The organism is Streptomyces sp. SID12501 (assembly GCF_010550245.1).
In the GTDB taxonomy this organism is placed as follows: domain Bacteria; phylum Actinomycetota; class Actinomycetes; order Streptomycetales; family Streptomycetaceae; genus Streptomyces.
The window spans coordinates 71,518-90,067 of sequence record NZ_JAAGLU010000034.1 but is presented as its reverse complement, the minus strand read 5'-3'; the positions used below and the strand labels follow the sequence as shown (position 1 = coordinate 90,067).

At 71.2% G+C, this 18,550-nt stretch carries 17 protein-coding genes and 1 pseudogene; 11 read left to right on the top strand and 7 right to left on the bottom strand.

Features of this window, described 5'->3' with window-relative positions; translation table 11 throughout:
• Positions 1-50 precede the first annotated feature (50 nt).
• Genes G3I71_RS33970 through G3I71_RS33960 form a run of 3 tightly spaced genes read right to left on the bottom strand, consistent with a single transcriptional unit; the run spans position 51 to position 2,706 of the window.
• The gene (locus G3I71_RS33970) at positions 51-1,445 is read right to left on the bottom strand and encodes an ABC transporter permease (protein WP_343243145.1); all 1,395 of its coding nucleotides are present in this window, start codon (positions 1,443-1,445) and stop codon (positions 51-53) included.
• Complete coding sequence (locus G3I71_RS33965; RefSeq protein ID WP_164320748.1) at positions 1,442-2,176, bottom strand: ABC transporter ATP-binding protein; 735 nt, start codon at positions 2,174-2,176, stop codon at positions 1,442-1,444. Before G3I71_RS33965 ends, G3I71_RS33970 begins: the two co-directional genes overlap by 4 nt.
• Positions 2,173-2,706 (bottom strand): PadR family transcriptional regulator, encoded by a 534-nt coding sequence (locus G3I71_RS33960; protein WP_164320746.1) that lies wholly within the window; start codon positions 2,704-2,706, stop codon positions 2,173-2,175. Before G3I71_RS33960 ends, G3I71_RS33965 begins: the two co-directional genes overlap by 4 nt.
• A 263-nt stretch (positions 2,707-2,969) precedes the next feature.
• Here G3I71_RS33960 and G3I71_RS33955 point away from each other — a divergent pair.
• The 4 genes and pseudogenes from G3I71_RS33955 to G3I71_RS33940 all read left to right on the top strand — a co-directional run.
• A pseudogene (locus G3I71_RS33955) lies at positions 2,970-3,167 on the top strand (hypothetical protein); the annotation flags it as partial.
• Positions 3,168-5,297, top strand: coding sequence for a 4-alpha-glucanotransferase (malQ, locus tag G3I71_RS33950; protein WP_239149504.1), 2,130 nt, complete (start codon positions 3,168-3,170; stop codon positions 5,295-5,297).
• Between the two features lie 108 nt (positions 5,298-5,405).
• A complete protein-coding gene (locus G3I71_RS33945) occupies positions 5,406-5,669 on the top strand; it encodes a hypothetical protein (protein ID WP_164320744.1) in 264 nt (87 codons plus the stop codon).
• Between the two features lie 131 nt (positions 5,670-5,800).
• Positions 5,801-6,166 carry a hypothetical protein gene (locus G3I71_RS33940; RefSeq protein ID WP_239149503.1) on the top strand — a complete coding sequence of 122 codons (366 nt, stop codon included), beginning with the start codon at positions 5,801-5,803 and terminating at the stop codon, positions 6,164-6,166.
• Here the strand turns inward: G3I71_RS33940 and G3I71_RS33935 are convergent.
• Complete coding sequence (locus G3I71_RS33935) at positions 6,163-6,684, bottom strand: MarR family winged helix-turn-helix transcriptional regulator (RefSeq protein WP_164320742.1); 522 nt, start codon at positions 6,682-6,684, stop codon at positions 6,163-6,165. The genes G3I71_RS33940 and G3I71_RS33935 overlap by 4 nt on opposite strands.
• Positions 6,685-6,842: 158 nt before the next feature.
• On the opposite strand from G3I71_RS33935, the gene G3I71_RS33930 reads away from it, so the two are divergent.
• Both G3I71_RS33930 and G3I71_RS33925 read left to right on the top strand, forming a co-directional pair.
• Complete coding sequence (locus tag G3I71_RS33930) at positions 6,843-7,790, top strand: EamA family transporter (RefSeq protein ID WP_164320740.1); 948 nt, start codon at positions 6,843-6,845, stop codon at positions 7,788-7,790.
• 75 nt (positions 7,791-7,865) lie between these two features.
• Positions 7,866-8,291 (top strand): hypothetical protein, encoded by a 426-nt coding sequence (locus G3I71_RS33925; RefSeq protein WP_164320738.1) that lies wholly within the window; start codon positions 7,866-7,868, stop codon positions 8,289-8,291.
• A gap of 143 nt (positions 8,292-8,434) precedes the next feature.
• Here the strand turns inward: G3I71_RS33925 and pepN are convergent, their stop codons facing one another.
• Complete coding sequence (gene pepN, locus G3I71_RS33920) at positions 8,435-11,017, bottom strand: aminopeptidase N (protein WP_164320735.1); 2,583 nt, start codon at positions 11,015-11,017, stop codon at positions 8,435-8,437.
• A 112-nt stretch (positions 11,018-11,129) separates the two neighbouring features.
• On the opposite strand from pepN, the gene G3I71_RS33915 reads away from it, so the two are divergent.
• The 3 genes from G3I71_RS33915 to G3I71_RS33905 all read left to right on the top strand — a co-directional run bounded on the left by G3I71_RS33915 (position 11,130) and on the right by G3I71_RS33905 (position 12,280).
• Positions 11,130-11,642, top strand: coding sequence for a DUF1203 domain-containing protein (locus tag G3I71_RS33915; RefSeq protein WP_164320733.1), 513 nt, complete (start codon positions 11,130-11,132; stop codon positions 11,640-11,642).
• A gap of 73 nt (positions 11,643-11,715) precedes the next feature.
• Positions 11,716-11,946: a ribbon-helix-helix domain-containing protein gene (locus G3I71_RS33910; RefSeq protein ID WP_164320731.1), complete on the top strand. Its 231-nt coding sequence runs from the start codon at positions 11,716-11,718 to the stop codon at positions 11,944-11,946.
• Positions 11,933-12,280 (top strand): type II toxin-antitoxin system PemK/MazF family toxin, encoded by a 348-nt coding sequence (locus G3I71_RS33905; RefSeq protein ID WP_164320729.1) that lies wholly within the window; start codon positions 11,933-11,935, stop codon positions 12,278-12,280. Before G3I71_RS33910 ends, G3I71_RS33905 begins: the two co-directional genes overlap by 14 nt.
• Positions 12,281-12,374: 94 nt before the next feature.
• On the opposite strand, the gene G3I71_RS33900 is transcribed toward G3I71_RS33905, so the two are convergent.
• The gene (locus G3I71_RS33900; protein ID WP_164320727.1) at positions 12,375-13,394 is read right to left on the bottom strand and encodes an aspartate-semialdehyde dehydrogenase; all 1,020 of its coding nucleotides are present in this window, start codon (positions 13,392-13,394) and stop codon (positions 12,375-12,377) included.
• 350 nt (positions 13,395-13,744) lie between these two features.
• Here G3I71_RS33900 and G3I71_RS33895 point away from each other — a divergent pair, with 350 nt between their 5' ends.
• Both G3I71_RS33895 and G3I71_RS33890 read left to right on the top strand, forming a co-directional pair.
• Positions 13,745-14,275 (top strand): sigma-70 family RNA polymerase sigma factor, encoded by a 531-nt coding sequence (locus G3I71_RS33895; RefSeq protein ID WP_164320725.1) that lies wholly within the window; start codon positions 13,745-13,747, stop codon positions 14,273-14,275.
• 1 nt (position 14,276) lies between these two features.
• Positions 14,277-15,089 (top strand): hypothetical protein, encoded by an 813-nt coding sequence (locus tag G3I71_RS33890; protein WP_164320723.1) that lies wholly within the window; start codon positions 14,277-14,279, stop codon positions 15,087-15,089.
• A gap of 96 nt (positions 15,090-15,185) precedes the next feature.
• Here the strand turns inward: G3I71_RS33890 and G3I71_RS33885 are convergent, their stop codons facing one another.
• Positions 15,186-18,497, bottom strand: a complete 3,312-nt coding sequence (locus tag G3I71_RS33885; RefSeq protein WP_164320721.1) for a S8 family serine peptidase — start codon at positions 18,495-18,497, stop codon at positions 15,186-15,188.
• Positions 18,498-18,550 lie beyond the last annotated feature (53 nt).

Genomic DNA, 18,550 nt, shown 5'->3' with positions numbered 1-18,550 from the left:
CCCCGTTCCCCGGGGGCCGGATCACTCATGCCCGGCTCATGCCCGGCCGCTCACACGTATCTGAGCTCCGCCGGATGCACCGAACGGCGCAGCAACGGCAGTGATGTGGCCGCGGCGAGCAGACAGCACACGTACACCGCCGGTGGGACCAGCAGCGCCGTGTACGGCACCGAGCGACTGCCGTCGTGGGCGATTCCCGCGAACACGGTGCCGATCAGCAGGCCCCCGGCACCCGCCAGCAGCATCGCCGGCGCCAGCGGCAGGGCCGTCTCCAGGAGCAACGCCCGGCCGAGCACCGCGCGCGGCACTCCGGCGGCGGTCTGCGCGGCCAGGCCCCGGCGGCGGTTGGCCACCGACTCGGCGGTGCCCACACCGAGCCCGCAGAGCGTGATCACCAGGGCGACCAGGACAGGGGCGCCGGTCAGGTCGACGCCGGTCGTGTAGAAGGACATGGGCGCGGCCAGCATGTGCTCGCCGCGGTCGCGGAGCGAGGTCAGCAGCACCTCCCGGATGCCGACGAACCCGGTGCCCACGATGGTCACCAGCAGTACCGCCGCATGGGTGCGGGCGGCGGCCCACGGGTCGTCGCGCAGCCGCTCCGCCGCGATCAGCGTCGCCGGATCGGCGGTACGGGCCGCCAGGATCCGCCCCGTGCGCCGGGCGGTGGCGCCGGTCAGCCACAGGGCGCCCACCCCGGTGCCGATCACCACGGTGAACACCAGCACCGGGGCGGTCTCGTACCCGCCGAACGTGCCCGGCGCCAGCAGCAGCCCCACGAACAGCAGACCCAGGGCCGCCATCGGGACCGGCATCCCCGGACCACGCCCCTCGCGCGGGGGCACCCGGCGTACCCGGCCCAGCGGCGAGGCGACCACGCGGCGCAGCGCCAGTACGCTCACCAGCGCGCCCAGCACCGGCACGGCCGCCGCGACCAGCGCCATCCCGAACCAGACGAGGGCCGGCGGCTGCCGCCACTCGCCCCGCAGGAACAGCACGCAGGGCACGGTGGCGAGCGCCGTGCCGAGCAGACAGGCGAGCCCCGTCTCCAGCGCCGCGATCCGCCGCACCTGCGCCGCGCAGGCCCCCGCAAGCCGCAGCGCGGCCAGCCGCCGGTCCCGGTGCACGGCCCCGACCCGCGCGCACTGCCCGAGGAACCCGAGCACCGGCACGAGCAGCAGCACGAGGGTCAGGACGATGCCGGAGCGTTCCCCGGGCCGGTCCAGCAGCCCGTTGCCGAGGGCCACGGAGTGGAACCCGCGTATCGAGGCGATGGATACGGCGGCCAGCGCGAACCCGGTGGCGAGCGCCGCCCCGACCGCCGTGAGCGCGACCCGCCACCACTCCCGCCGGTCGGAACCCCGGGTGAGCAGCCAGGCGAGCCGCACATCGGCCCACAGGGAGCCCTTACGGCTCCTACGGGAAACCTCGTCGGATGCCGATGTCACGAGGCCACCTCCGCCGAGGTCTCGGCCCCGTCGGTGACCACGGCGCCGTCGCTCAGCCTGAGCTCGCGGTCCGCGTACGCCGCCACCTGGGCGTCGTGCGTGATCAGCAGGACCGCCGTGCCGGACTCACGGGCCGTGTGCGTCAGCGCCACCATCACCTGCTCGCCCGCGAGGGAGTCCAGCGCGCCGGTCGGCTCGTCCGCGAAGACCACCTTCGGGCCGGTGACCAGGGCGCGGGCCAGCGAGACGCGCTGTGCCTGGCCGCCGCTCAGCTCGCCCGGCCGCAGCGTCTGCTGCCCGAGGACCCCGAACCGCTCCAGCCACTCGCCCGCCCGCTCGTGCGCCGCTCCCCGCGTGGTCCCGGCGAGCAGCAGCGGCAGCGCCACGTTGTCGAGGACGGTCAGCTCCGGAATCAGCTGCCCGAACTGGAAGACGACCCCGAACTCGGTGCGCCGCAGCTCGCTCAGCCGCCGTTCGGGCAGTGTGTCGAGCCGCTCCCCGGCGTACTCGATGGTGCCCATGTCCGGCCGGACGATCCCCGCCAGACAGTGCAGCAGCGTCGACTTCCCGCTGCCGCTGGCCCCCGTGACGGCCAGGATCTCGCCGGCCCGCAACTCGACCGAGGCGCCGCGCAGGGCGGGCGTCCTGCCGTGCGTCTTGGACAGGCGGCGGGCCGCGAGCAGTGGTGGTGCGGTGTCCCCGCCTGACGTTTCCCCGTTGGTGATGGTCATGCCGTGTCGACCTCCGCGGTCAGTGTGGTGAGCCGGCCCACCGTGGTGGTCATCCAACGGAGGTCGGCGTCGAGGTGGTTGAGGGCGTAGTCCGCCGAGAGCACGGTCGAGAGGTCCGAGCCCGGCGCGGTCTTCACCGCCGTCAGCTCCCGCATCCGCGCCATGTGCGCGGCGCGCTGGTCCAGCAGATACGCGGCAGGGTCCCCGCCGGCCAGGATCGCGACGACGACCTTGGCGAAGATCTCGTTGACGACGTGCGGCGCGGGCGCGCTGATCTGCCGTACCCAGTCGGCGAGTTCACGCTCCCCGTCGCCGGTCGTCCGGTACTTCGTCCGCTCCGGGCCGCCGTCCGCGTCGGTGCCGTCGACCTCCGCCAGCCCGTCGCGCACCAGGCGCTGCAGGGTCGTGTAGACCTGCCCGTAGGCCAGCGGCCGGGCCTGCGGGAAGCGTTCGTCATGCCGTCGCTTGAGGTCATAGCCATGGCTGGGCCCCCCGGCGAGCAGCCCCAACAGGATGTGGCGGGTGCTCATGGCGCCCATTATGCACTCACTACATGTACTGAGTGAATAGCCAAGGGGACAATGACTCTGAGTGAGGAGTGAGGGTGGCGGGAATGCGGCGGCTTCTTTCGGAGGGCGACGGAAGAACGGCGGAATGTGACCGGCGGTACCGTGGTTCGTCCGTTCACCTACGTCTGCGGTCGCGCCCAATGGGTAGGGCTGCGGATGAAACCCGCCAACCGCCGTCAGCCGTCGTGCGCGACAAGGAGGCCTCCGTGGCCGTACCGGCCCACATCTTCAGCGCCGAGAGTGCCGCCGCCGAGGCGCCGCTCACCAGCGAGCCGCCGCTGCCCGCCGCCGAGCCCCTCACCAGTGAGCCCCCGCTCGCCGACGCCGAGGCCATGACGAGCGAGCACGCCGACGCCGAAGCGGACCCCACAGGGCTGTACGAGGGCCCGGTCCCGGCGCTCTCGGACCCCTCGGGGCTGTAGATGTCCGTGCACGGGTCGGCCGAACCCGCCGGGAGCCATGAGGGTCACGAGAGCAGGGCCGGGGAACGGCTCGCGCTCGCCCGCCTCGCCGAGCTGCACGGTGTCGCCCCCTCCTTCAGCCCTTCCCCGGACCACGCGGTCGCCGCCTCCGACTCCGCGCTCGTCGCCGTACTGGCCGCGCTCGGCGTCGACGCCACGACCCCGGAGGCCGTCCGGGCCGCCCTCGAAGCCCGGGAACGGGAACTGGCGGCGCGGCTGCTGCCACCCACGGTGGTGTGCGGCGCCGACGGTACGGCCGACGCACTGGCAGGGCTGCCCGAGGGGACGCGTCTGACTATCCGCACCGAACAGGGCGAGACCTGTGACTCCGTCGACCGACTCCCGCCCGGGGTGCATGAGTTGGACGCCCTCTCCCCCGACGGCCGCACCGCCCACGCCCACCTCGTCGTCGCCCCGGCCCGGCTGCCCACGCCCACCGGACGCTCGTACGGCCTCCTCGTCCAGCTCTACTCCCTTCTCTCCCGGCGCTCCTGGGGCATGGGCGACCTGGGTGACCTCGGTGAGCTGAGCGCCTGGGCGGGGCGGGCGCTCGGCGCGGGATTCGTGCAGGTCAACCCGTTGCACGCGGCCGTTCCCGGGGCGCCGACCGACCCGTCCCCGTACCGGCCGTCCTCCCGTCGCTTCCCCGATCCCGTGCATCTGCGGATCGAGGACATCCCCGAGTTCGCGTACATCGGGGAGGCCGAGCACCGTGAGCGGGTGCGCGGGCTGCTGGAGCGGGCCGGGCGGCTGCGGGAGTCGGTGCTGGAAAAGGACGAGCTGATCGACCGGGACGCCGTGTGGGAACTCAAGCGCGAGGCCCTGGAGTTGGTGTGCGCCGTACCGCTCGGGCCCGGACGGCAGGCCGCGTACTCCGACTTCCTCGCGCGGGCCGGTGAGGCGCTGGAGGACCACGCCACCTGGTGCGCGCTGGCCGAGGTGCACGGCTCGGAGTGGTCACGCTGGCCGACGGGCCTCCAGGACCCCCGGTCGGCCGAAACCGCCCGTGCCCGGGGCGAGTTGATGGACCGCGTCGACTTCCACTCCCGCCTCGCCTGGCTCACCGACACCCAGCTCGCCGACGCCCAGCGGACGGCACGCGACGCGGGCATGCCGGTCGGGATCGTGCACGACCTCGCCGTCGGAGTGCATCCCGGGGGCGCCGACGCCTGGGTGCAGCAGGAGTACTTCGCGGCCGGCATGTCGGTCGGCGCGCCCCCGGACGCCTTCAACGCGCGCGGCCAGGACTGGGGCCTGCCGCCCTGGAGACCGGACCGCCTGGCCGAGTCCGGCTACGCCCCGTACCGCCAGCTGCTGCGGTCCCTCTTCGGCTACGCGGGCGCCCTGCGCATCGACCATGTCATGGGCCTGTTCCGGCTCTGGTGGGTGCCTCAGGGACTGGCGCCGACGGAGGGGGCGTATGTCCGGTACGACGCCGAGGCCATGCTCGCCGTCCTCGCGCTGGAGGCCTCGCGGGCCGGGGCGATCGTGATCGGCGAGGACCTGGGGACCGTGGAGCCGGGGGTGCGGGAGACGCTGCACGAACGCGGGGTGCTCGGCACGTCCGTGCTGTGGTTCGAGCGGGACTGGAACGGCGACGGGCGTCCGCTGCCTCCCGAGGACTGGCGCGCCGACTGCCTCGCCACCGTCACCACCCACGACCTGCCGCCGACGGCCTCCCGCCTCACCGGCGACCATGTCGAACTCCGCGACCGGCTGGGCCTGTTGACCAACCCCCTGGCGCAGGAGCGGGCCGAGGCCGCCGCCGACACGAGCGAGTGGCTGACCCTGCTCTCCCGCCTCGGCCTGCTGAAGGGGGAAAGCGGCGGTCTCTCGGGGGAGGCGGAGGAGGCCGAGATCCAGGCCGTCCACCGCTACCTCCTGCGCACCCCGGCCCGCATGATCGGCGTCTGGCTCCCGGACGGCGTCGGCGACCGCCGCCCGCAGAACCTGCCGGGTACGTGGAACCAGTACCCGAACTGGCGGCTGCCCATCGCCGACGCGGAGGGCAGGCCGGTGACGCTGGAGGAACTGGCGGGATCGTCGCGGCTGTGGGCGCTGATGGAGGTGCTGCGGGAGGAAACTCCCTGATGCTCCTCTCGGTGACGGCGGGTGCTCCGGGGCTTTCCTGGGGCGCCCGATCCCCTCATACGGCACCCCGGGCGCGCGGCCCCGCCGGGCGTTCGCTACTTTTGCACCGTGGACAAGACGAACGCCCTGCGCGCCGGCGCCCTGGTGGCCGGTACGACGCTGATGATGCTGCTCATGACGTCTCCCGCGCTCGCGCTCACCCGCGACGACGGTGACGACCCCGGCCATGGCCTGAGCGTCATCGAGACGCTGGGCCTCTACGTTGTCGCCCCGATCGGCCTTTTCGCGGTCATCGCGGGTCTGGTGATGGTCCTGGACAAGTCCTCGGACCGCGCCCCCAAGGTCGCCAAGCCCGCCAAGGCGAAGGCCTGACCTACTTCCTTTGATCCTTCCGAGGGCGCCGTTCCCACCCCATCCCGTACGGCATGGGGTGGGAACGGCGCCCTCGGCGTGTTCTCGACCTGATTCTTGGTGCGTCTCGGCGTGACAGGGGACCATGGACCATGGACGACCAGGGTGGGCCGATCGCGCGCATGCGGGTCGAGAACCACAGCGGTCAACGGCTTGAGCTGGTGCTCGAACCGTACGCGAGCGACCACTGGCTGATGCCGGGTGAGGCGTTCGTGGTTGTCGCGGTCGGCTCACCGGGGGACATGCCGTGGTCCGGAACCACGCCCGATGCCGACCCTTTCCAGGTGGACCACCGGGCCGGGTCGATCACGGTCCACGTCAATTCGGGCCGGGGGTGGGTGGAGGACCTCGACGGCAAGGAGGTCGAGTGTGCCCACCAGCGACCGCCGGTGGCGGAGCCCGGTCGGGTCGGCGCGCTCGGCCGGCTCGTACGCGGACTCCGCGCGGGTTCGTCCTAGGCCTCGGACTCCTGCGCCCCTGCCAGCAACTCCCTCAGCAGGTCGGCCAGTTGGCCGGCCTGTTCGCCGTTCAGTGCGGCGTTCAGGGCTTCCGTCTGGACGGCGAGGCCCGCGCCGACCGCCTCGTCGATGAGTTCCAGGCCCTTGTCCGTGAGGGTCACTCGTAGGCCCCGGCGGTCGTGCGGGTCGGGGGAGCGACTGAGCAGCCCGGACCGCTCCAGCTTGTCCAGCCGGCCGGTCATCCCGCCGGTGGTGAGCATCAGCGTCGACGACAGCTGACGCGGTGAGAGCGTGTACGGCTCGCCCGCCCGGCGCAGGGTCGCGAGCACGTCGAACTCGCCGCGCGCGATCCCGAACCGCGCGTACGCCTTCTCCGTCCGGTCTCCCATGGCGCGCGCGAGCCGGTAGACGCGTCCGAAGACCTCCATCGCGGCGGTGTCGAGATCGGGCCGCACCACCGCCCACTGGTCGATGATCGCGTCGACGGGGTCCCTGCGCTGCGGCGGCTGTGCACTCATGGGCCGAGTATCGCCGAATCCCGGGCCGAACGGTCACTCGCAAGAAAGTGGATCGACGATAAGTAGATCGACGCTAAGTGGGTCGATGACAAGTAGCTTGGCGGTAAGTCGCTTAGTGCTAAGCTATTTATTGCCGACCTACCTCGAAGGGTGCGTCCATGCCCGCGAACCGCTCCGCCCTCGTCCCCGTCATCGCCCTCACCGCCCTGGCCCCCATCTCCTGGGGCACCACCTACGCGGTCGCCACGGAGTTTCTGCCGCCCGACCGGCCCCTCTTCACCGGCCTGCTGCGCGCCCTGCCCGCCGGTCTCGTCCTCCTCGCGCTGACCCGGGTGCTGCCGCGCGGCGCCTGGTGGTGGAAGGCGACGGTGCTGGGCGCGCTCAACATCGGCGCCTTCTTCCCGCTGCTGTTCCTGTCCGCGTACCGGCTGCCGGGCGGTATGGCGGCGGTCGTCGGGTCGGTCGGCCCGCTGTTCGTCGCCGGGCTCGCGACGGTGCTCCTGGGTGAGCGTCCGACCGTACGCACCCTGCTCACCGGAGTCGCGGCGGCGCTCGGCGTCAGTCTGGTCGTGCTCAAGGCGGCCGGGGCGCTGGACGCCGTGGGTGTGGTGGCCGCCCTCGCCTCCACCGCGTCGATGTCGACGGGCACCGTACTGACGAAGCGCTGGGGCCGCCCGGACGGCGTGGGCCCGCTCGCCCTCACCGGCTGGCAGCTGACCGCCGGCGGCCTGCTCATCGCGCCCCTCGCCCTGCTCGTCGAGGGTGCTCCGCCCGCGCTGGACGGCCGGGCCGCCGCCGGGTACCTCTACCTCGCGCTGGCGAACACGGCGGTGGCGTACTGGCTCTGGTTCCGCGGCATCGGCCGGCTCACCGCGACCCAGGTCACCTTCCTCGGCCCGCTGTCCCCGCTGACCGCCGCGTTCGTCGGCTGGGCGGCCCTCGGCCAGGCCCTCACGCCGGTCCAACTGGCGGGCATGGGGCTGGCGTTCGGGGCGACGGTGGTGGGGCAGGTGGGGGTGCGCGGGGCCGCTCCGGTGCCGGTGCCCGCATCGGGTTCCGGGGCGGGGAAGGCGGAGGTTCCCGTCCTGGCGACGCGTCGCACCTGATCGCGTGTCGTCGCGCGAGCTTCCGCCGTTACCCGGGTGTCGACGCATGGTTGTCCAGCCGGAGGCCGATCGGAAGTGAGCGATTCCCGCGTTCCCGGGTGGGGGCGGAAACTGACCGTGCCGTGTCCGGAGTGCGGCCTCGCCACGCATCGGCACCGCACCCTTCGCTTCGACGGGGTGAACGGCTACCGGCCGCACGCCGGCCCCGACCCCCTCCGGCTCATCGGCGCCGAGGAGCCGGAGGCGGAGGTCGCCTGCATCGCACTGATGCCGGGGGACTATCCGGCGAGGCTCTTCGCCGACGGCGAGGTCTACCATCTGGCCGGCGGGATCGCCTGGCCAGGGCCCCATCACCGGGACTACGGCACAGCAAAGGTCGACCACGACGCCTGCTGCCCGACCCGCCACCACACCCAGCCGGACACCAGCCGTGGCGCGGCCGAACTCTGGCGCGCCATGCGCCTGCGACTCGCCCGCAGACCACGTGGGGACGGCCGATGACGTAGGGGGTACGCCGAACGGCGCGCCCCGGTGGGACCGGGACGCGCCGTTCGGTGCGACTGCTCAGTGCTCAGTGCTCAGTGCTCTGTGCTCAGTGCTCAGTGCTCTGCGCGAGTACTCAGCGAGAGTCGACGACCAGCGGGTTACGAGGCCGCCGCGTCCGCCGCCTGTGCCCTGAGCGCCCGCTCGATACCGGAACGGGACTCCGAGACGAGCCGCCGCAGGGCGGCGTTCGGCTCGGCGGCGGTCAGCCAGGCGTCCGTCTTCGCCAGGGTCTCCTGGGACACCTGGACGGCCGGGTAGAGGCCGACGGCGATCTGCTGGGCGATCTCGTGCGAGCGCGAGTCCCAGGCGTCCTTGACCATCGCGAAGTACTTGTCCGTGTACGGCTCCAGCAGCTCACGCTGGTCGGTCTGGACGAAGCCCCCGATCACGGCCTCCTGGACGGCGTTCGGCAGCTTGTCGGACTCGACGACCGACGCCCAGGCCTCGGCCTTGGCCTCCGCGGTCGGCCGGGCCGCCCGGGCGGTGGCCGCGTGACGCTCACCGGCGGCCGTCCTGTCCCGCTCGTACTCGCCGGCGATCTCGTCCTCGTCGAAGCGCCCGACGGCCGCCAGCCGCTGGACGAACGACCAGCGCAGCTCGGTGTCGACGGCCAGCCCCTCGATGGTCTGCGTGCCCTCCAGGAGCGCGCCCAGCAGGTCCAGCTGCTCCGGCGTACGGGCCGTGGCCGCGAAGGCGCGGGCCCAGGCCAGCTGGTGGTCGGAGCCCGCCTCGGACGTCCGGAGGTGGGCCAGCGTGGCGTCCGTCCAGCGGGCCAGCAGGATCTCGCGGGCGGCCGGGTCGGCGTACAGCTCGATCGCCAGCTTCACCTGCCGCTGGAGCGACTGCACGACGCCGATGTCCGACTCCTTGCCGATGCCCGACAGGACGAGGGAGAGGTAGTCGCGGGTGGCCAGTTCGGCGTCGCGGGTCATGTCCCAGGCGGAGGCCCAGCACAGCGCGCGCGGGAGGGAGGCCTCGAAGTCGCCCAGGTGCTCGGTGACGAAGGCGAGGGACTCGTCGTCGAGGCGGACCTTGGAGTACGACAGGTCGTCGTCGTTGAGCAGGATCACGGCCGGACGACGCCTGCCGACCAGCTCCGGTACGGCCGTCAGCTCGCCGTCGATGTCCAGCTCGATGCGCCCGGTCTCGTCGTCACGGAGCAGCTTGCCGCTCTCGTCGTCGAGGTCGTACAGGCCGACTGCGATCCGGTGCGGCCGGAGCGTCGGCTCGCCCTTGGCGCCGGCGGGGAGCGCGGGGGCCTCCTGGCGGACGGCGAAGGAGGTGATGACACCGTTCGCGTCCGTCTCGATCTCGGGACGCAGGATGTTGATACCCGCCGTTTCCAGCCACGACTTCGACCACGCCTTCAGATCGCGTCCGGAGGTCTCCTCCAGGGCGCCCAGCAGGTCGCTGAGCCGCGTGTTGCCGTACGCGTGCTGCTTGAAGTAGGCCTGCACGCCCGCGAAGAACGCGTCCATGCCGACGTACGCGACGAGCTGCTTCAGTACGGAGGCGCCCTTGGCGTACGTGATGCCGTCGAAGTTGACGAGGACGTCGTCGAGGTCGCGGATCTCGGCCATGATCGGGTGGGTGGACGGCAGCTGGTCCTGGCGGTACGCCCACGTCTTCATCGAGTTGGCGAAGGTGGTCCAGGAGTGCGGCCAGCGCGAGCCGGGGGCGTACGCCTGGCAGGCGATGGAGGTGTAGGTGGCGAAGGACTCGTTGAGCCACAGGTCGTTCCACCACTCCATGGTGACGAGGTCGCCGAACCACATGTGCGCCAGCTCGTGCAGGATCGTCTCGGCGCGCGTCTCGTACGCGGCGTCGGTGACCTTGGAGCGGAACACGTACTGGTCGCGGATCGTGACCGCGCCCGCGTTCTCCATGGCACCGGCGTTGAACTCGGGGACGAACAGCTGGTCGTACTTCTTGAAGGGGTACGCGTAGTCGAACTTCTCCTGGAACCACTCGAAGCCCTGCCGGGTCACCGCGAAGATGGCGTCGGAGTCGAGGAACTCGGCGAGCGAGGGCCGGCAGTAGATGCCGAGCGGAACGGTCTGCCCGTCCGCCTCGTACACACTGTGGACCGAGTGGTACGGCCCGACGATGAGCGCGGTGATGTACGTGGAGATCCGGGGCGTCGGCTCGAAGCGCCAGACGTCGTCCTTGGGCTCGGGCGTCGGCGAGTTGGAGATGACGGTCCAGCCGGACGGAGCGGTCACCGTGAACCGGAACGTCGCCTTGAGGTCAGGCTGCTCGAACGAGGCGAACACGCGCCGGGCGTCCGGTACCTCGAACTGGGTGTAGAGATAGGCCTGTTGGTCGACGGGGTCGACGAAGCGGTGCAGGCCCTCACCGGTGTTGGTGTAGGCGCAGTCGGCGACGACGCGCAGTACGTTGCGGCCCGCCAGCAGTCCGGGCAGCGCGATCCGGGAGTCCTTGAAGACCTCGTCGGGGTCGAGCGTGTCCCCGTTGAGGATGACCTCGCTCACGGCCGGGGCCACCAGGTCGATGAAGGACTCCGCGCCGGTCTCGGCGGAGTCGAAGCGCACTGTGGTCACGGACCTGTAGGTGCCGCCCTCCTGTGCGCCGGAGAGGTCGAGCTCGATCTCGTACGAGTCAACGGTGAGCAGCTTCGCCCGCGCTTGCGCCTCTTCGCGGGTCAGGTTTGTGCCAGGCACGCGGTCATCTCCTCGTTATGTGTCGGTTGCGTCATCCTTCCATGGGATCCGCGGCCGACGCGATGTCCAAAACCCGCCGGTGAGCGGGGTGGACAGGCGCGAACGTGGAGCCATGACGACGCACACGACAACACGCGCGAAGGCACGCATCACGTACGCCGTACGCCCCATCGGCCCACTGATCCTCAAGAGGCTGCGTTCTGCTGACGCTGCGGGACGCGAGTTGGTTCCCGAGACCGACACCGAGGGCGGCTCCCCGCTCCGCTGCTGCCTGCGCCACAGCACCCCGGGGGAGCGCATCGCGCTCGTCTCCTACGCCCCGCTGCGGCGGTGGGCGGCGGAGACGGGGGCCGACCCCGGGGCGTACGACGAGCAGGGGCCGGTCTTCATCCACGCGGATGCCGAGGCTTGCGCGGGGCCGGCGGTGGGGGAGGGCTATCCGTTCGCGGGGGCGCGGCGGGTGTTGCGGCGGTACGACCGGGAGGGGCGGATCGTCGGGGGGCGGCTGGTGGAGGTGGTGGACGACGGAGCCTTCGAGGAGGCGTTCGGTGATCCCGGGGTGGCGGTGGTGCACGTGCGGGCGGTGGAGTACGGGTGCTTTCTGTATGAGGTGAGGAGGGGCTGAGCACGGAGGGGTGAAAGGGTGAACGGTAGTACGATAAGTAGCCTCTATCTTCCTACCCTGTTACCGTTGAGGTATGAAGATCAGTGTGAGTCTGCCTCAGGAGGACGTTTCCTTCGTCGACGAATACGCGCACAGAACAGAGGCGGCATCGCGATCGGCGGTGATACACGACGCAATCGAACTCCTGCGTGCCGCCCGGCTGGAGGAGGAGTACGCGGAGGCCTTCGCCGAATGGGGCGGCAGTGAGGACGCGGCGTTCTGGGATCAGTTCTCGGCGGACGGACTCACTGATGAAGCGCGGTGACATCTACCTGGTCGACTACGAGCCGGCGCGCGGCAGCGAGGCCAACAAGGCGCGGCCGGCCGTGATCGTCTCGAACGACGGAGCCAATGCCGCGGTGGCGCGGACAAGGCTGGGTGTGGTGACCCTCGTGCCGCTCACGACGAACACGTCGCGGGTGTACCCCTTCCAGGTGCTGCTGCCCGCGGCGGAGTGCGGCCTGCCCAAGGATTCCAAGGTCCAGTGCGAGCAGGTGCGGGCCCTCGCGCCGGAGAGGCTGTTGCGCGTGATCGGCTCGGTACCCCGGCAGCGGATGGCCGAGATCGACGTGGCGCTGCGGCGGCACCTGGCACTCTGACTTCCGTACGCGAAAGGGGGTGCCCACCGGTCGCCGGTGAGCACCCTCTGAGTCGTACTGGCGGTAGCCTCGCTGTTCCTACCCTGCTATGCGGTTACTTCCCGCTCAGCTCCACCGCCACCAGCTCCGCGATCTGCACCGCGTTCAGCGCGGCGCCCTTGCGGAGGTTGTCGTTGGAGACGAAGAAGGCGAGCCCGTTCTCCGCCGTCTCGTCGGCGCGGATCCGGCCCACGAACGACGCGTCCTGGCCGGCCGCCTGGAGGGGGGTCGGGATGTCCGACAGGACGACACCGGGCGCCCCCGCCAGCAGCTCCGTCGCCCGCTCCACCGACAGCGGGCGCGCGAACCGCGCGTTCACCTGGAGCGAGTGCCCCGAGAACACCGGCACGCGGACACACGTACCGGACACCTTCAGCTCCGGGATCTCCAGGATCTTGCGGGACTCGTTGCGGAGCTTCTGCTCCTCGTCCGTCTCGAACGTACCGTCGTCCACCAGATTGCCCGCCAGCGGCACCACGTTGAACGCGATCGGCCGCTTGTAGACCTGCGGCTCCGGGAAGTCGACCGCCGAACCGTCGTGCGCCAGCTTGTCCGCGTCGGCGATCACCTTCTGCGCCTGCCCGTGCAGTTCCGCCACACCCGCCACACCCGAACCGGACACCGCCTGGTAGGTCGCGACGACCAGCGCGTCGAGGCCCGCCTCCGCGTGCAGCGGACTGAGGACCGGCATCGCGGCCATCGTCGTGCAGTTCGGGTTGGCGATGATGCCCTTGGGACGGTCGACGATCGCGTGCGGGTTCACCTCGGAGACGACCAGGGGTACGTCCGGGTCCCGGCGCCACGCCGACGAGTTGTCGATCACGACGGCACCCTGCGCGGCGACCTTCTCCGCCAGCGCCTTGGACGTCGCGCCGCCCGCCGAGAACAGCACGATGTCCAGGCCGGTGTAGTCGGCCGTCGCCGCGTCCTCCACCGTCACACCGTCGAGGACCGACCCCGCGGACCGCGCCGACGCGAACAGCCGCAGCTCGCTGACCGGGAACTCGCGCTCGACGAGGATCCTGCGCATGACCGTGCCGACCTGACCGGTGGCTCCGACGATTCCGACCCTCACGGCGACTCCTTCTGTATGGCGCTGTATTACGTGACCGGTTTGCGTGACCGGCGCATTTCCATCATGCGTCCCACCCGGGGCAACATGTCCAATCCTTTGCCCGGCATGCCCGAGGAATGGGACGGGGCACCGGCCGCGCCCGGTTGCGATCGTCCGGCCGCACCCATCCTGAGCTGGAGAAACCCGCCCGGTGGGGATCCTCGGGCGCAAGCTGTACGGACCCGGGCCGACCAGGGACGGGCGGGGCCCGGGTCTCGCTTCGGTAACGGTGTGACGCACGTCTCCGCTGCGGCCGAACGTTTCGGGCGCCCTCGGCGTCGTAGAGAAAACGCGGCGAGGGGGAGGGTGCTGTGCTGCGCAGAAAGGCCCGGCGCGTCCAGGAGGACGACCACGGCGACCCGCTGGACACGGCGCAGGAGCGCAGGGTCCGAGCGGTGCTCGCGCTAGGCGGCGTGCCGCAGGCGGACCTGCTGGACGGGGTACAGCAGGTCCGCCTGCGGCTGCTGGAACGCACCGCGAACGGACACGAGGCGCCGCGTGACGTGTCGGCGTGGGCGGCGGTCGTCGCCTCCAACCTCGCCATGGACTGGCATCGGGCGAAGCGGCGCCAGGAACGGCTGGGGGAGCGGCTCGCCTCCCTGCGCCAGCCGGTGGCCCACCCCTCCGGAGAGGAGACGAGCCTGTTGTCCCTAGCCGTCGCCCGGGGGCTCGACGACCTGCCCGACCCCCAGCGCCAGGTGCTGGTCCTGCGCTTCTACGCCGACCTGCCAGTACGCGGGATCGCCGAGGAGCTGGGCATCCCGGAGGGCACCGTCAAGAGCAGGCTGCACACGGCGGTACGGGCATTGCGCGCCCGCCTGCACGAGGACGAGGTGGTGTGACATGGCCGCCGAATACGACGGCGTGGACGCGTTGATGGCCGCGCTGATCGACGATCCGCTGCCCGAAGAGGCCCTCACGGACGCCGACTTCATGGCCGAACACTGGTCGGCGGCGGCCGATGTGGCGCTGCTGCGCGAGCAGTTGGGGCTCATCGGGGGCGCACTGGCGTCGCAGGAGCAGGAACGAACGGAGTCGGCTTCAGCGCCGGCGTCCGAGGCGGTGCACAAGCCGGTGCGCAGGCCTGCCCGGGTGCCGGTACGGGAGTGGCAGTACTGGCGTCCGCTGCGCACCCTCGCCCTCGGTGTCGCCGCCGTGACCGCTGCGGGGACCCTGGTCACGGGGGCGGAGTGGCTCATCTCGCAGGCCGGGAACGGGGCGGCCGAGGACGCGTCGACGTCCTCGTCGGCCGAGTCCGCGCCGTCCTACTCGCGCGCCCCGCACAGCGACAGCGGCGCGGGCGCCAAGGACGGGGCCGAACCGGGTGCGCTGAGCAACGCGGGATACCTCGCCTGCGCCCGTCTGGTCGTCGAGGGCACGGTCACCGCCGTCGACCCCGGACCCGGTGCCGGACAGGACCGGATCACCCTGCGCGTGGCCCGCTACTACAAGCCGGACAAGGGCCCGGCCGAGGTGACGTTCGTGATGGACCAGGAGGCCGCCCCCAGGCTGACCGTGGGCGACCACACCCTGGTCGGCATCCCGGCGGGCGCCGGATCCCCCGACACCTGGACCACCGACGAGAAGGACATCGCCGCCCAACGGGCCCGGATCACGGCCGCGTTGCCAAAGTCACGGGCCTTCCCGTGTGAGTGATCCGAGAGCGATCCGAGAGTGAACCGCTTGTGAGACGCGAAGGGGCGGGCGCCCGGTACCAGGTACCGGACGCCCGCCCTGTGGTCGTGCCTACCGCTACGGCGTGACCTTCTCGATCAGCACGTTGCCGGTACCGACGACCGTGCCGTGCGCGTTCACCAGGGACACCTGGCCGAAGAACTCACGGCCCGCCGGCGCGACGGCCGAGGCGACGATGTTGCCGGAGACGGTCGCCGAGGCGCCCGAGGCGAGCTTCACCGCGGTGTCGGCGACCTGGATGGAGCCCAGGGCGGCCGAGTAGAAGACGTCCTGGTAGTCGTACGTGGTCGTACCGGCCGGGATCGCGTAGCCGATGACCTCGACGGTGTAGGTGCCGGCGGCGGGCGAGGCGATGGAGACCGCCTCCTCCGAGTCGCCGTCGGCGGAGGTGCCGACCGCGGTGCCGGCCGCGTTGTACACGACCAGGTCGAGGTCGGCGGCAGTGTCCGAGACGTTGCCGATGGCGACGTCCAGGGACGCGGCGCCCGCGGGCACCTCGATCGTGGTCGTCTGGGTCTCACCGTCGGCGATGGTCGGACGGGCGTTCAGGGAGGAGCCGAGCGGACCGCCGACCAGCTTGCCGTCGACCGCGGCGAGGTTGTTCGTCACCTTCCAGGAGGCGGCGATCGGCGTGCCGACCTTGGCCTCGGGAACGGTCACGACATCCGGGTCGAAGGTCGCGCCCAGGAGGGTGGCGTCCAGCTTGTACGGGTTGTCGAGCAGCGGCGACGTACGACGCGACTCGACCTCGACCTCCCAGACACCGGCCTGCGGGTTCGGGTACGAACGCACGTCGGGCGCGCAGCCGTTGGTGTTCGGGTAGTTGCTGTAGCAGTACGGCGTGCCGGTCTCCTCGACCGCGACACCGTACGGGTGGATCGAGATGAACCGGGTCTGGCTGGTGGCCGCCAGTCCGCTGATCGCGACCTCGAGGGTCTTGGCGCCCTCGGGAACGGTCAGGAAGTAGGACTGGGTGCTGTTGCGCTGCACCGAGTTCGACGCGGAGAACGTGTACTTGAGCGGCGTCGAGACCACGACCGTGGTCAGGATCTGCTTGTCGATGCCCTCGGTCTTCGGGTCGTCGACCTCGAGGATCGCGCTCTTGATGCCGGCCGTCTCCGACTTCGCGGCGACCTTGACGGTGACCGGCTTGTTCAGCTCCAGCTTGACCTCGTCGGAGCCGACGATCTTGAAGGTGTCACCGGCGTTGTTCTCGAAGTGCAGCTCGTGCCGGATCGCCTTGGCGGGACCGGACGTACGCGTCACGGTGATCTCGTACGACTTCTTGACGCCGGCCTTGAGGCCGCCCTCGCGGTCGTAGAGGCCGGTGCCGAAGCCCGGGGTCTTCAGCGCGAAGTCGATCGCGGTGTCGACCGGGGCCTTGACCGTGTAGTCGTGGGCGGTGGCGCCGTCCTTGATGGCCTTCCACGCGTCCACGATGTTGATGAGGCCCGAGCCCTCTTCGTACGCCTGCGTGCCCTTGATGTGGTCGGCGTTCGAGGTGAGGGCGGTGCGGAGGTCGGCCGGGGAGAGGGCGATGCCCTTCTCCTTGGCGGCCGACAGCAGCAGCGCCGAGGCGCCGGCGGCCTGCGGGGACGCCATCGAGGTGCCCTGGAGCATCGAGTAGCCGGCCGGCAGGGTGTAGCCCGCCTGGGCGACCGGGGAGCCCGGCAGCCAGGTCTGCGTGGTGTTGATCGAGGCGCCGGGCGCGGTGATCGTCGGCGTGAAGCCGCCGTCCTCACGCGGGCCGCGCGACGAGAACGGCAGCATCGCGTACTTCTTCGACACGATCGAGCCGTAGTTGGACGCCCAGGTCTCCTTCGAGATGGACGCGCCGACCGAGATGACCTTGTCGGCCAGACCGGGGTCACCGATCGTGTTGGCACCGGGGCCGGAGTTGCCGGCCGAGATCACGAGCTGTACGCCGTACGTGTCGATCAGGCGCGTGTAAATCGCGGCGCGCGCGTTGTTGCCGTCGTTCAGCGCCGGGAGGCCGCCGATCGACATGTTGACGATGTCGACGCCACGGTTGGCGACGAGGTCGATCATGCCCTCGGTCAGCGCAATGTTGGTGCAGCCCGCGGCGAAGAGGCAGGCGCGGGACGACACGAGCTTGGCGCCGGGCGCGGCACCGTTCATCTTGCCGCCGAACAGGCTGTTCGCCGCGGTGATACCGGCGACGTGGGTGCCGTGCTCGGACGAGATGATGCCGATGTTCGCGTAGTCGGCCTTCGCGCCGGCCGCGTTGTAGACGACGTCCTTGCGGACCTCGACGACGAACGGGATGCGCTCGACGACGTCGGTCGCCGGGTTGTCCGTCCCGAAGTAGCCGACCTGGTAGCCGTCCTTGTACGCCTTCATCGGGGTGTCGTCGGTGAAGTCGTGGTTGTCGTTCACGTCGACGGTGACCGTGCCGGCGGCGGCGTTGTACAGCACGCCCCAGACGTCGGTCTTGTCGCCGTCGCGGTTGACGTCACCGGCCTCGTCGCCACCGGCGGTGACGGCCTCGGAGAAGTAGCTGAACTTGTAGTCGCCGACCGGCGCCGTGAAGTTCTCGGTGCCCTGGCTGGCCGTGGTGATGGCGAAGGCCGGACCGGCGACCACCCGCGTCTGCCGCAGCCAGCTGCCGTCGCCGTCGGAGACCGGGTCGGTGGCCGTCACCCAGTCGACGATCTTGCGCTCGCCGGTGGTGGTCTTCTGCAGCGCGGGGTGCGCCAGGTCGATACCGGAGTCGAGGATGCCGATGGTGATGCCCCGGCCGTCCGCCTTCGGGTTCTTCTTCACGAAGTCGACGGCGCCCGTCTCGAAGGACGGGTTGTACGGGTTCTCGGCGGGCGTGTTCTTGTCCGGCGCCGCATAAGTCTTGGTGGCACTCCCCTTGGAGGCGGAGGAGGCGGTGTCTGCACTCGGCGTCGGGTCGTCCAGCGGGATGTCCTGACGGAGGTCGATCCCGTGCACGGAGGAGAGCTTGGCGGCGGCGGCGATGGCCGCGTCCGCCTTCGCGGTCGGGACGGTCGCCCGGACGTAGCCGACCTTGTCGAAGGTCCGGCCGACGAGGCCGCCCTGGACGGCGTCCAGCTGCGCGGCGACCTGCTCGGTCTGGCCCGGCGCGGTGGCGATCATCAGCGTGACGGTCTTGTCCCCGTCGGCCTTGGCCTCGGAGAGGAGTTCGGCGTCGTCGGAGCCGAGCTTTTCGTGTGCCGACTTGACGGAGCCGTCGGCCGGGGCCGCGTCCTTCGCCGTGTCCGCGGAGAAGGCCATGGGTATGGGCCCTGCCGCGGAGAGCGCGGCCACCAGTCCGGCGGCGGCGGCTATGCGCGCCACACGTCTCGCGCCCGAGATCGGCGCGCGCTGAGGGGTGAGGGTCATCTGCATCCCTTGTAGGTAAAGGAGCGTGCTTTGGGCGGCCGAGTTGATCGACC

Bases quoted from the DNA above. Each gene is read 5' to 3' on its own strand.
- G3I71_RS33965 (WP_164320748.1), bottom strand. From the start codon at position 2,176: ATGACCATCACCAACGGGGAAACGTCAGGCGGGGACACCGCACCACCA.
- G3I71_RS33960 (WP_164320746.1), bottom strand. From the start codon at position 2,706: ATGAGCACCCGCCACATCCTGTTGGGGCTGCTCGCCGGGGGGCCCAGC.
- malQ (WP_239149504.1), top strand. From the start codon at position 3,168: ATGTCCGTGCACGGGTCGGCCGAACCCGCCGGGAGCCATGAGGGTCAC.
- G3I71_RS33940 (WP_239149503.1), top strand. From the start codon at position 5,801: ATGGACGACCAGGGTGGGCCGATCGCGCGCATGCGGGTCGAGAACCAC.
- G3I71_RS33935 (WP_164320742.1), bottom strand. From the start codon at position 6,684: ATGAGTGCACAGCCGCCGCAGCGCAGGGACCCCGTCGACGCGATCATC.
- G3I71_RS33930 (WP_164320740.1), top strand. From the start codon at position 6,843: ATGCCCGCGAACCGCTCCGCCCTCGTCCCCGTCATCGCCCTCACCGCC.
- G3I71_RS33915 (WP_164320733.1), top strand. From the start codon at position 11,130: ATGACGACGCACACGACAACACGCGCGAAGGCACGCATCACGTACGCC.
- G3I71_RS33910 (WP_164320731.1), top strand. From the start codon at position 11,716: ATGAAGATCAGTGTGAGTCTGCCTCAGGAGGACGTTTCCTTCGTCGAC.
- G3I71_RS33905 (WP_164320729.1), top strand. From the start codon at position 11,933: ATGAAGCGCGGTGACATCTACCTGGTCGACTACGAGCCGGCGCGCGGC.
- G3I71_RS33890 (WP_164320723.1), top strand. From the start codon at position 14,277: ATGGCCGCCGAATACGACGGCGTGGACGCGTTGATGGCCGCGCTGATC.
- G3I71_RS33885 (WP_164320721.1), bottom strand. From the start codon at position 18,497: ATGACCCTCACCCCTCAGCGCGCGCCGATCTCGGGCGCGAGACGTGTG.